The 12,374-nt window shown below is 47.1% G+C and carries 12 protein-coding genes; 2 read left to right on the forward strand and 10 right to left on the reverse strand.

The window, feature by feature from the left end:
• The 6 genes from ACY652_RS00810 to ACY652_RS00835 form a co-directional block, all read right to left on the reverse strand.
• Entirely contained in the window at nt 1-1,542 is a 1,542-nt protein-coding gene (locus ACY652_RS00810) for a S41 family peptidase (RefSeq protein WP_462266024.1), read from the reverse strand.
• An 88-nt stretch (nt 1,543-1,630) separates the two neighbouring features.
• A complete protein-coding gene (locus ACY652_RS00815; protein WP_462266025.1) occupies nt 1,631-3,208 on the reverse strand; it encodes a S41 family peptidase in 1,578 nt (525 codons plus the stop codon).
• A gap of 56 nt (nt 3,209-3,264) precedes the next feature.
• Nucleotides 3,265-3,876, reverse strand: a complete 612-nt coding sequence (locus ACY652_RS00820) for an HAD family hydrolase (protein WP_462266026.1) — start codon at nt 3,874-3,876, stop codon at nt 3,265-3,267.
• Complete coding sequence (locus tag ACY652_RS00825) at nt 3,866-4,174, reverse strand: hypothetical protein (RefSeq protein WP_462266027.1); 309 nt, start codon at nt 4,172-4,174, stop codon at nt 3,866-3,868. The genes ACY652_RS00820 and ACY652_RS00825 overlap by 11 nt, the downstream gene beginning before the upstream one ends.
• A 13-nt stretch (nt 4,175-4,187) precedes the next feature.
• Complete coding sequence (locus ACY652_RS00830) at nt 4,188-4,838, reverse strand: ABC transporter ATP-binding protein (protein ID WP_462266028.1); 651 nt, start codon at nt 4,836-4,838, stop codon at nt 4,188-4,190.
• Nucleotides 4,839-4,926: 88 nt separating this feature from the next.
• Nucleotides 4,927-5,817: a DnaJ domain-containing protein gene (locus ACY652_RS00835; RefSeq protein WP_462266029.1), complete on the reverse strand. Its 891-nt coding sequence runs from the start codon at nt 5,815-5,817 to the stop codon at nt 4,927-4,929.
• A gap of 139 nt (nt 5,818-5,956) precedes the next feature.
• Between ACY652_RS00835 and sucC the strand changes: the two genes are divergently transcribed.
• Both sucC and ACY652_RS00845 read left to right on the forward strand, forming a co-directional pair.
• A complete protein-coding gene (gene sucC / locus ACY652_RS00840; protein ID WP_462266030.1) occupies nt 5,957-7,150 on the forward strand; it encodes an ADP-forming succinate--CoA ligase subunit beta in 1,194 nt (397 codons plus the stop codon).
• Nucleotides 7,151-7,779: 629 nt separating this feature from the next.
• A complete protein-coding gene (locus ACY652_RS00845; RefSeq protein ID WP_462266031.1) occupies nt 7,780-8,400 on the forward strand; it encodes an L-threonylcarbamoyladenylate synthase in 621 nt (206 codons plus the stop codon).
• Nucleotides 8,401-8,459: 59 nt separating this feature from the next.
• Here ACY652_RS00845 and trpA read toward each other — a convergent pair whose 3' ends face one another.
• The 4 genes from trpA to trpD all read right to left on the reverse strand — a co-directional run bounded on the left by trpA (nt 8,460) and on the right by trpD (nt 12,222).
• Nucleotides 8,460-9,278 (reverse strand): tryptophan synthase subunit alpha, encoded by an 819-nt coding sequence (gene trpA, locus ACY652_RS00850; protein ID WP_462266032.1) that lies wholly within the window; start codon nt 9,276-9,278, stop codon nt 8,460-8,462.
• A 4-nt stretch (nt 9,279-9,282) separates the two neighbouring features.
• Nucleotides 9,283-10,464, reverse strand: a complete 1,182-nt coding sequence (gene trpB / locus ACY652_RS00855; RefSeq protein WP_462266033.1) for a tryptophan synthase subunit beta — start codon at nt 10,462-10,464, stop codon at nt 9,283-9,285.
• A complete protein-coding gene (locus tag ACY652_RS00860) occupies nt 10,448-11,080 on the reverse strand; it encodes a phosphoribosylanthranilate isomerase (RefSeq protein ID WP_462266034.1) in 633 nt (210 codons plus the stop codon). Before ACY652_RS00860 ends, trpB begins: the two co-directional genes overlap by 17 nt.
• 152 nt (nt 11,081-11,232) lie before the next feature.
• Nucleotides 11,233-12,222: an anthranilate phosphoribosyltransferase gene (gene trpD, locus ACY652_RS00865; RefSeq protein WP_462266035.1), complete on the reverse strand. Its 990-nt coding sequence runs from the start codon at nt 12,220-12,222 to the stop codon at nt 11,233-11,235.
• Nucleotides 12,223-12,374: the final 152 nt, after the last annotated feature.

The raw sequence follows: 12,374 nt of genomic DNA on the forward strand, positions 1-12,374 counted from the left end.
TTATTTGGTGTGCGGGCTTTTTAACACCATACCTTTAAAGCCGTTATGGTCTAAAGCTTCGCTCATGGTTACTTCCTGCGCATCAGAAACATTTCTGCGCTCTGTTGATAATACCTGCACTTTAGGATTATCAATCGAATACTTGTTAGTTTTCACATAAGAAACCACGTGGGCAAACAGGCGCTCGGTAGGGTCGCCCCAGTCTTTGGTTACATCGTCCCTGTCAGCCACGCCGGGATAGGTACTGCTGCCGGGTGTCATACCGGTATAGTATCCACCTTCAGCATTCTTGTTTTTAGTTTCAAACTGCGGGGTATATAAGGTGTATTTATTAATACGCAAACCAAAGAAACCCACAGGCTTACCATAAGTAGTTGCCCCCACTAATTGTACATCCATATAAGGGCGCAGGTTATTAATAGTAAGTTCACTGGCCGAAGCGGTAGAGCCGGTTACAATAAAAAATACACGGTTGATGTTCAGTGAACCGGCCTTGGCAAAGTTGCTTTGGTTATCGGCAACGGTGTAACTAAACTCCGAGTAGTTATGCACCTTGCCATCCGATCCTCTAAAGGTTTGTTTAGCCAGTACCGGCGTTTTACCATTAATTAAGTTGCTGTTAAAATAGTAGCTGTACATCACATTAGTACCTACCGAAGTTGGTGCCAGCAGGTTGGACAGGTATTCAGCCGTTTCCACTGCGCCGCCGCCGTTATAACGTAGATCCACCACTACATCGGTTACACCATTAGCTGCAAAGTTGGCAAACACCGGGTCGAGCACCGGTTGTGCCACTGTTCTTACCGTAAAGCTGTTAAATGCCAGGTAACCAATTTTGCGCCCGTTTCCGGCATCAACAATGGTTGATTTCAGTACGGGGTTCACGCTATAGCTGCCACGGTTAACCGTTGCATCGAAGGAAGTACCGTCGGGCTTTTGCAGCGTAAGTTTAATGGTAGACTGGCCCAAGGCGTTTACTACGGCCAGCAGGTTAGGGTCATTATTGGGATTGCTGCTGTTGGGGTCGTAAGCAATGCTGGTACTGCCGTTTACCGCCGTTACTTTGTATCCCCTCACCAAACCGGCGGTAGCCGCAGGAGAGCCGAGGTATACGTATTTAATACGCAGATCATTATAGGCATTATAAAATACCGAGAAACCAAAATCGCCGTTGGTACCACCTAATGATGCGGCCACCGAGCCATCGTCTAAAAATGAATATTTAGCATTACCGCCTGATGTATATTCATAAGGTTTACCGGTAGCCGGGTTGATCGCAATGGTTGCCAGGGCTGTTAACTCTTTGCTGTACGCTGCTTCATCTGAAGTAGAAGTGTAACTCCTGGGATTAAAAGATTCATAGGTTGGCAGCTGGTCAAACCAGTAATAAGACTCTTTGGTATATAAGTAAATGGAGTCTTTTATCAGGTCTGCCGTACTGCCGGTAACCGTTGGTTCCACAGGGTCTGTATGCTTATCTTTTTTACAAGCTGACAAAACAGCCATAAAAGCGATCAGCGAAAAGTATAGGTATTTTTTCATGCACTAATATATAATTTAACGGCTTATTATAAAAATAAGCCTGAAGACTTTTTATCTTCAACCACAATAAATCAATTGTACTGCTTTGTTATTGATGAACCATTGGATTCTGATAAAGCATCCCCTTAAAATTGGCCTTATCCATATGCTGATTAGCCTGTTTCAGTTCATCAGAAAGCAATGAAGCAGTGCCAACGCTTTCTGTTTTGAGCGTGCCTGCAGAGAATGTACCTAATCTGAGGTAACTTAACGCAGTGGCCAGCATACCTTCCGAGGTATCACCAAAATCCTTGGTTACATCATCATACGTAGTCTTACCCGGATAATCAGTACTGCCCGGTACCATGCCGGTATAGTAGCCGCCCTGCCCGTTGGAATTTTTGGTTTCAAACTCCGGCGTATAAAGCGTATATTTATTAATGTTGATATCAAAGAACCCCACAGGCTTACCATAGGTAGTGGTACCTATCAACTGCACGTTCATGTAAGGCCGCAGGTTATTAATGGTCAGCTCACTGGCGGATGCTGTAGAGCCGCTTACCAGAAACACTACTTTAGTAAGACCGGTTAAACTGCCCTTCTTGGTATACTTTACCAGATTTCCATTCACCGAATAATCAATCTGACTGTAATTATATAACTGATTATTAGCCGGATCGCGCCTAACCTGATTTTTTAACAATGTAATATTACCACTGGTTAAATTCGAGTTATAATAAGCGGTATACATGGTTGAACCATTAGCCGATGACGGGGCAATCAGGTTATCTATATATTCAGCCGTTTCTACATAGCCGCCACCATTATAACGCAAATCAATAATGAGGTTATTTACGCCGTTACTCACAAATGTGCTGAAAATATTATCCAGGCTGGACTGTACATTGGCCAACGCCACGTAGCTGTTAAATACCAGGTACCCTACCTTGTTGCCATTGCCTAAATCAAATACGCTGGTTTTCAGTACTGGATTAACTTTATAGTTGGTAGCGGTTACAGAAGCGTTGAAGGAGGTACCGTCCGGCTTTTTCAGGGTAAGCGTAATGGTAGTATTGGCACTATAAGCGTTGCTTACATAATTTACATTGGAGTAGCCGATATTGGTACTGCCATTTACCGAGGTAATCTGGTAACCGCGCTTTAATCCTGCCGCATCCGCCGGTGACCCGGGATATACGAATTTTACCCGCAGATCATTGGTAGCAATGTATACCGGCGCAAAGCCATAATCGCCGGTGGAAGCGGTGGCGGCAAAGCGGGCGGCGCCTAACCTGCCTGCTAAAGCTCCGTCATCAATAAAAGAGTATTTGGCCTCAGTAGCAGCGGCTGCATAGTATTCGTATGCCGTGTTGGTACCCGGATTTTTGGCAATTAAGGCATAGGCGTCTACTTCGTTCTGCAACGCGGTAAGCTCATCTGTACCTGTATATTTTCTTGGATTAAAAGTAGCATAATCAGGCAACTGGTTATTCCAGTAATACACCTCTTTGGCATAAAGAAAGATTGAATCTTTAATCAAGTCAAGTGCAGAACCCGTAGCCATTACCGGCGGCGTAGTAGTGGTACCTGTTGCAGCGGGTGCGGCAGTTGTGGCTACCTTATCTTTTTTACAGGAGGCGCTTAATGCGATCAGCACTATGGCGCATAAATGTAACTTTACCTTCATAAACTTCAAGAACGGTTTTGCTTTTTAACGCACTAATATACTTAATGTTGCAATAATTAAGCTAAAAATTCTGTTGCCGGGAAATAATCTACACCGCCGGCTTCTGCGCAAAGCTCATCAACGGTACTGTTACCAATCATCACTACATCGCGGCGCTGTAAATTATGGTCTTTCAGCAACAGGTGCAGGCTGTCCGGCTCCGGCTTAGGTGCTGTTTCCTCAGCAAAATAACAGGTTAAATAAGGGTCGAGATGATGCCACTCGGTTTGTTTTATCTTGTTGAGCTGCCGTTCGGGCTTGCCGCTGGTTAAGATAAATATCTGTTTGCGGTCTACCACAATATCCTGCAGCAGCGTTAACATAGGCTGATACAACAATAACCTGAGCGGCAGGTGTACCGTATCCATCAACTGATTGTAGCCATCCAGATACTTACCATCCAGCTTGAACTTCTGCTGTACGGTTTCAAATACCTTTCCGGCACCCTGCTCTTCACAGGTGCGGGTCATTAAACTTACCAGCACTTTGGCATCCAGCAGTTCAGTATATTCCAGCATGGCGGCAAACAGATAATAAACCTGATACAGGTAATCCTTTTCAGGATAGAGCACATTGTCCAGTTCAAATATAAACGCCTGCTTGCGCGGGGCGATATCATTATACGTCATGGCCGCAATAGTTTAGTTCAATGCCGTATTCGGCAAATAAGAGTTCGGCTTCCTTCAGTAACACCTCTTCACCGGGGTTAAGTATCAGCACCCGGTCAATCTGCCTGTCCAGGCACAAGGTAAGCATCAAATGGGCGTACGAAGCCTGCTGTGGCGCAGGTAACTGAAGCATGGAGCCGGCGCGAAGCATTACTGCCGGAAGTTCCAGGTAATCACCCAGCAGCACTTGCCTGCCCTCCTGTTGATTTTTAAGCTGATATGCCCTGGCTGATGCAGCGCCTGTTATTAATGTGTACACAAAATCAGTATTATCAGGCGATCAGGCCGTCCTTCATTACTACTTTACGATCTGAAAGGCTGGCCAGCTCCTCGTTGTGGGTAACAATGATAAATGTATGGTTCAGTTCATTGCGCAGTTGTAAAAACAACTCGTGCAGTTCGCGCGCGTTGGCCGAGTCCAGATTGCCCGAAGGCTCATCGGCCAGCAGCAGGGCCGGCCGGTTAATTAACGCCCGCGCTATGGATACCCGCTGCTGTTCGCCGCCCGAAAGCTGGCCCGGCTTGTGCAGCATACGCTCGCCTAACCCAAGCCGGTTAAGCAATTTGGCCGCCTGTTTTTCGGCCTCAGCCTTTGGCGTACCGGCTATGAAAGCAGGGATGCATACATTTTCAATGGCATTAAATTCGACCAGCAGGTGATGGAACTGGAAAACGAAACCCACTTTCAGGTTACGAAAATGGCTCAACTGCTTGCCTGAAAGTTTACTCAGCTCCACATCATCAAAAAAAAGCTGACCGGCATCCGGCTTGTCCAGCGTGCCCAGTATATTGAGCAGCGAACTTTTACCTGCACCCGAGGCACCCACAATGCTCACAATCTCACCCTGCTCCACCTCCAGGTCTACCCCCTTTAGTATTTGCAGGTTACCGTATGATTTTTGAATGTTGAGCGCTTTCAGCATGGTTACAAATGTAAAAAACGCAGGAATATATTCATGCGGCAGCTTCAATTAATAACACTATACACCACTGTACGCTTACCTGTTACAGTTATTTATCCTGAACGGTCCACTTTGGTACATAGCCCACTCTGTTATTAGCAGCTATCTTGTAGTAATAAGCGCCCCTCTCCAGCACCCGCACCTGGGCGTTGGCAGGAAGATTGGCAAGTACCTCGGCATTGTAACCGGCATAAGCACGGAGGCGTACAATACCCGTTTGATTGGCCTTCAAATAAGTTTCGTACAGATAACCTGAACTCTCTGTGCGTTCATCGCTCTGTATGTCTGGCTGCACATGCGTTGCAACAGCCGGGGCTGAAACCGGTGTGTTAACTCTTACAATCGGCTCAACCGGCTGCGGCTTGATAACAGCCGCCGCAATAACCGGTTTTGCTGCAGGTGTAACCGACTTCACCATTACCGGCTCTGTATGTACAGGCTTATTTTTGAAAGTGTCCCTTTTTGCAGCTATCCAGGTCATTTTTGCAGGCGGCAGGTGTTTGGCTATGTGTTTATAATTGTGATGCCTGATGATATGCACAGGTGCCTTACTTGCCACCGGCACCGGAGCAGCTTTAACGGCAGGAATTGCACGAAAAGCCTTTAAAGCGTAATAACCAAAAACAAAGGTGAGTACAAGTAACACCAGGGTAAGCCCGATATTTACTCCCTTTGTGGTTGAATGATAGCGTTTGATCCGGTACCGCTCTTCTGTACGGTTTACCCTGCCTTTCTTTAATTTCAGGTCATACTCCGCACGCGCAGCGCGGTTACTTAAAGTTTCATAGGCTTCGCGGATTTCAACAAAGCGGTTGGCAAAGAACCGGTCGTTAGCGTTTGTTTCCGGGTTGTATTTTGCAGACAGCTTCAGGTACGCTTCCTCAATTTCTGCGGAAGTGCAATCCGCATCCACACCTAAAATGTAATAGAAATCTTTCATGCTGTACCTGAAGCTTTACCTTGCTTAGGCTGTTGGAGTATTTTGCACAGCTATAGTTTAACAAGCACCGATAAAATGCACGGTAAATTTTTAAAGTACAACTGAAATTGTAGCTTTACCGCAAATTCTTCAAGAACACATGAATATTCACGAATATCAGGGTAAGGCCATACTAAAAAGTTTTGGCGTTAGGGTACAGGAAGGCATTGTAGCCGATACTGTGGAACAGGCTGTAGAGGCCGCCCAAAAAATGAAAGAAGATTACAACTCAAGCTGGGTAGTGGTAAAGGCCCAGATACATGCCGGCGGCCGCGGTAAGGGCGGTGGCGTAAAGCTGGCCAAAAACCTGGATGAGGTAAAGCAAAAAGCAACCGACATTCTGGGCATGCAGTTGATTACGCCGCAAACCGGCCCCGAAGGGAAAAAAGTACATAAGGTATTGGTGGCACAGGATGTATACTATCCCGGCGACAGCGAAACCAAAGAGTTTTACATGAGCGTACTGCTCGACCGTGCCAAAGGCCGCAACATCATTATGTACTCTACCGAAGGCGGTATGGACATTGAAGAAGTAGCACACTCTACGCCCGAACTGATCTATAAGGAAGAGATTGACCCGGCTGTAGGCTTGCAGGGTTTTCAGGCACGTAAAATTGCCTTCAACCTGGGCCTATCCGGCAATGCGTTTAAGGAAATGGTGAAGTTTGTAACCGCCTTGTATAAAGCTTACGATTCTACCGATTCTTCACAATTCGAGATCAACCCGGTGCTGAAAACTTCGGATGATAAGATTTTAGCGGTGGATGCTAAGGTAAATTTAGACGATAACGCCCTGTACCGTCACCCTGATTTTGCCGCCCTGCGCGATACTAATGAGGAAGACCCCATGGAGGTAGAAGCCAGCCAGAGCAACCTGAACTATGTAAAGCTGGACGGTAATGTAGGCTGTATGGTGAACGGCGCCGGCTTGGCTATGGCTACGATGGACATCATTAAGATTGCCGGCGGCGAGCCTGCCAACTTTTTGGACGTAGGCGGTACCGCCAATGCACAAACCGTAAAGGCGGCATTTAATATTATCCTGAAAGACCCTAATGTGAAAGCCATCCTGATCAACATCTTTGGTGGTATTGTTCGCTGCGACCGTGTGGCTCAGGGGGTTATTGATGCTTACCAGGAAATCGGCGATATCCCGGTGCCGATCATTGTGCGTTTACAAGGCACCAATGCCGAGGAAGCTAAAACACTGATTGACAACTCCGGCTTAAAAGTATTTTCAGCCATTCTTTTGAAAGAAGCTGCCGAAAGAGTGAAAGAAGTATTGGCTAAATAAGCTGATTACAGCTAAGTTACATTACAAAGGGGACATGTGTCCCCTTTTTTGTTACAGAAACATTTTGCTGCCATCTAAGAATTAAAGTTCTTTTCTGTCATTTCGACCGTAGGGAGAAATCTTCTTCGAGCAGTCAGTATGCGGCAGAAGATTCCGGTATTTAAGTATAAATTTATGCTGCAAGCGTCATTGCGAGGACCGAAGCAATCCCCACTGTGCAGAGCCGCTCTGTAAGCTGAGGATTGCTTCGTTCCTCGCAATGACGTGTTTGTGTTAGCGTTGTATATAAATGCCGGAATCTTCGGCATTTAATCACTAAGCTATCCTGAATATTCCTTAACAATCTTCCCGCTTAGTAAGAGCGCGTCATTGCGAGGAACGAAGCAATCCTCAGCTTGCAAGGCCGCTCTGCACATCGGGGATTGCTTCGTTCCTCGCAATGACGTGTTTGTGTTAGCGTTGTATATAAATGCCGGAATCTTCTGCCGCAGGTTGGTCGCTCGAAGAAGATTCTTCCCTGCGGTCGAAATGACTTGCTGGTTTTGAACTGCTTCAAAGCAGCACTACGCATACACATAGCCAAACATTATTCCTTATCATTCCTTTATTCGAACATTCGAAATCAACATATGCTGCTAAAAATATATCCTGAAAATCCAAACCCCAAAACTATCCAGCAAGTAGTGGATGTGCTGCGCAAAGGCGGCCTTATCATCTACCCTACTGATACCATCTATGGCCTGGGCTGCGATATTACCAACCAGCGGGCCATCGAGGCCATTTGCCGCTTGCGGGGCATCAAGCCGGAAAAGGCCAACTTCTCTTTTATCTGTTATGATTTAAGCCATATATCCGATTATACCAAATCCATTGACAACACGGTGTTCCGTGTCATTAAAAAAGCCTTACCCGGGCCGTTCACTTTTATCTTTAACGCCAGCCATCAGGTGCCTAAGCTGCTAAGTTCCAACAAGAAAACAGTAGGTATACGTGTGCCGGACAACAACATTGCCCGTGAGATTGTACGGGCGCTGGGCAACCCCATCCTGTCTACCTCCATACGCGATGAAGATGATATTATTGAATACTCTACCGACCCGGAACTGATTTACGAAAAATACCAGGACAAGGTGGATATCGTCATCGACGGTGGTTATGGCGACAATGTACCTTCAACCGTAGTTGATTGTACCACCGGCGATTTTGAGGTGGTGCGTGAGGGGAAGGGCGATTTGGATATGTACTTGTAACACCCCTCCCAACCCTCCCCAAAGGGGAGGGCTTTATAATAAGAAATCTTTGTGAAGCACTAAAAAGCCCTCCCCTCTGGGGAGGGTTGGGAGGGGTGCTTTATCTCTTTCACAAACTCCGGCAGTCTATCCATATAATCTTCATTACCCAAAAACTTTACAAAGGCGCTGCCTACGATAGCGCCGTTGGCATAGGCACAAGCCTTTTGGTAGGCGGCCGCGTCCGAAATGCCGAAGCCTATCATAGTGGGGTTCTTCAGCTGCATGTCTTTGATGCGCTTAAAGTACAATTCGGTAATATCAGACACCTGTAAATTTTTGCCGGTGATGGAGGATGAAGACAGCAGGTAAATAAAGCTGTTGCTCAACTCATCAATCTTGCGGATGCGCGCCTCCGAGGTTTGCGGCGTTACCAAAAAGATGTTGCTGAGGTTATGACGGGCAAACACATCTTTGTACATAGCCTCGTACTCGTACATGGGCAGGTCGGGTACAATGAGGCCGTCTACCCCTACCTCCTCGGCCTTGGCACAAAAACGCTCGATGCCATATTGCACCATAGGGTTCACATAACCCATCAGCAATACCGGGATAGATACACGCTGTCGCAGGTCGGCTAATTGCTCGAACAGCAAATTGACGTTCATCCCGTTCTCTAATGCCATTTGCGAACTGTGCTGAATGGTAGGCCCGTCGGCCACCGGGTCTGAATAAGGGAAGCCGATTTCCAGAAAATCAGCACCGGCCTGTTCCAGCGCCTCGGCGATATCAACCGTGGCGTGCAGTTCAGGATAGCCTGCGGTATAATAGATAGATAACAAGTTATCTTTTTTGGTATCAAAAACCTGGTTCAGGCGGTTTGCGGTTAATGTAGCCATCAGCTTAAAATCCGAAATGTTTAATATATGTACTTAAATCCTTGTCGCCACGGCCGGAGAGGCAGATCACCACATTGTCCGTCGGTTCAAACTGCATCTTCTCTAAATAAGCCAGCGCATGGGCCGATTCAATGGCGGGTATGATGCCCTCCAGCTGGCACAGCAGCAAACCGGCGTTCAGCGATTCCTCATCGGTAATGCTTACATATTTCGCCCGCTTAATTTTGTGCAGGTGCGCATGTTGCGGACCGATACCCGGATAATCCAAACCGGCTGAAATAGAATAAGGCTCTACCACCTGGCCATCGTCGGTTTGCATGAGTATGGTACGGCTGCCGTGCAGTACGCCTTCGCGACCTAACGCAGAAGTAGCTGCCGAAAAGCCACTGTTCACACCCTTGCCTGCCGCTTCCACAGCAATCAGTTGAACGCTTTCATCATCCAGAAAATTGTAGAACATGCCCATGGCATTGCTGCCGCCGCCTACGCAGGCAATGGCGTATTCGGGCAAATCCTTTCCGGTATGCTCCAATAACTGCTGTTTGGTTTCGCGCGAAATGATGGACTGGAACTGCGCCACCATTTCGGGGTAAGGATAAGGCCCTACCACCGAGCCGATGATGTAATGCGTATCTTCCGGGTTATTGATCCAATCGCGCATGGCCTCGTTGGTGGCATCCTTCAGGGTTTTACTGCCCGAGGTTGCCGGTATTACGGTAGCCCCCAGCATCTTCATACGGGCTACGTTGGGCGCCTGGCGTTCCATGTCGATTTCGCCCATATATACCACGCATTCAATCCCTTTGAGTGCGCAAACCGTTGCCGTAGCCACCCCATGCTGACCGGCGCCGGTTTCGGCAATTACCCGCTTTTTACCCAGCCGCTGCGCCAATAGAATCTGCCCGACAGCATTATTGATTTTGTGCGAACCGGTATGGTTCAGATCTTCGCGCTTCAGGTAGATATTAGCGCCGTAGCGTTCTGATAAGCGTTTAGCCAGGTACAAAGGCGATGGCCGGCCTACATAATCCTTCAGCAGCAGATCATACTCCGCCTTAAAATCGGCATCGCTGATGATGGAGCGGTATTGCTGCCTTAGTTCTTCAATATTGGGGTACAGCATTTCAGGGATATAAGCTCCGCCAAAATCACCGTAATAACCCTGTTCGTTAACTCCGTACTTCATCGGTTGTTCTTAATATATTAAAAGCCTGTTTCAGCTTTACCATATCTTTTATGCCCGGTTCAATCTCAAACCGGCTGTTTAAATCAACCCCGTAAAACTGCGGGTGTTTGATTGTTGTTACGCTGCCTATATTACCAGCACTGAGGCCGCCGCTTAAAAAGAACGGTACCTCTAATTGATAATTATCCAGTACCTGCCAGTTAAACGTTTGCCCTGAGCCGCCATGTGCATTGGTTTTGGTGTCGAACAAAAAGTAATCCACCTTATCTGCATAGGCGTTCAGTAGATTGAAATCAAAATCATCATCCACACCAAACGCTTTCCATACCTGTACTTTTTCTTTAAAATAGCTGCAAAACTCAGGACTTTCGTTGCCATGCAGTTGTACGGCTTCAAAGCTGTGCTGGTTAATCAGCACTTCAATCTTTTCTGCACTTTCGTTCACAAAAACAGCGGTTTTGCCAATAGCGCCCGGAACGCTATCAACAGCCTCATCAGAATTGCCCGCAAAACGTGGTGATTTTGCATAGTAAATGAAGCCCATGTAGTCCGGCTGCAAGGCTGCCAGTTGTGCTACATTTGCCGGGTCTTTCATGCCGCATACTTTAATCTTCATATCTTGTAGCAACTGTTCAAAGTTATCAAAACCTACAATACCCTACATTCTGTCATTTCGACCGCAGGGAGAAATCTTCTTCAGGCGACCAGTATGCGGCAGAAGATTTCTCCCTGCGGTCGAAATGACCGTTCCTTTTTTGAAACAGCTTTTCAATTCGCAATTAAACGGTTAAAACTGTTTAAGGCACGTTTACTTAACAAGGTTTCCTCAGCCTCATAAAAGCAGTCGGCAAAAGATTTTTCGGGATGGATGGTCTGTATCGCCAGCGCCGCATTACACAGCACTACGTTGTTTTGTTCGTGCGTGCCCTCCGCATTCAGCACTTTAATAAAAATACCGGCTGATTCAGGCACCGTTTCCCCGCCGCTGATCAGGGCTGCATCAATCGGCTCAAAGCCCAGACTATTCAGGGTATTGATCTTTTCCCCTGCTGCCGAGAATGTTTTAAAGTCGCCGGTAAGCGAAACCTCGTCATACCCGTCGAGCGCATGCAGCACCGTATACTTGGTAGTTGATTTCTGGTAGAGATAAGCGTACAGCCTTGCCAGTTCGAGGTTAAACACCCCCACCAGCTGGTTTTGCGGCCGTGCCGGATTGATCATGGGCCCCAGCATGTTAAAAAATGTCTTTACGCCTAATTCTTGGCGGATAGGTGCGGCCGTTTTCATGGCCGGATGGAACAATGGCGCATGTAAGAAGCAAATGCCGGCTTCGTCAACGCTTTTGTTCAGCTTATCCATATCATTGGTGAACTTATAGCCCAGGTACTCCATTACATTAGAGGAGCCACAGCCCGACGATACGCCATAGTTGCCATGCTTGGCCACCTTATACCCTGCCCCGGCCAGCACGAATGAGGCAAGGGTAGAGATGTTAAAGGTATCCTTACCATCGCCGCCGGTACCGCATACATCAATCAGGTTACCGGCTTCCAGCTGCACGGGCAGGCACAGCTCCAGCATGGCATCCCTGAAACCCTCAAGTTCATCTACCGTAATGCTGCGCATGCAATAGGCCGTCATGAAGGCGGCAATCTGCGAGTTGTTATATTCGCCCTGCGCAATATGGGTTAAAATCTCTTTCGATTGCTCCCGCGTAAAAGTTTTATGGCTGAACAGATGATTTAATATTGCTTTCATATCATCCCTGTATTTATATCCGATGCTGCCTTACAGGGGTAGGGCGCATAATAAAAAAGGTTGCCTTATTACGGCAACCCTTTCCAGTATATCTTTTATAAATAATAACAGGATTGCCTCACGATGTTAATCGTTAAGCCACCAACCGTTGT

It is taken from the genome of Mucilaginibacter sp. (assembly GCF_965200995.1).
In the GTDB taxonomy this organism is placed as follows: Bacteria; Bacteroidota; Bacteroidia; order Sphingobacteriales; family Sphingobacteriaceae; genus Mucilaginibacter.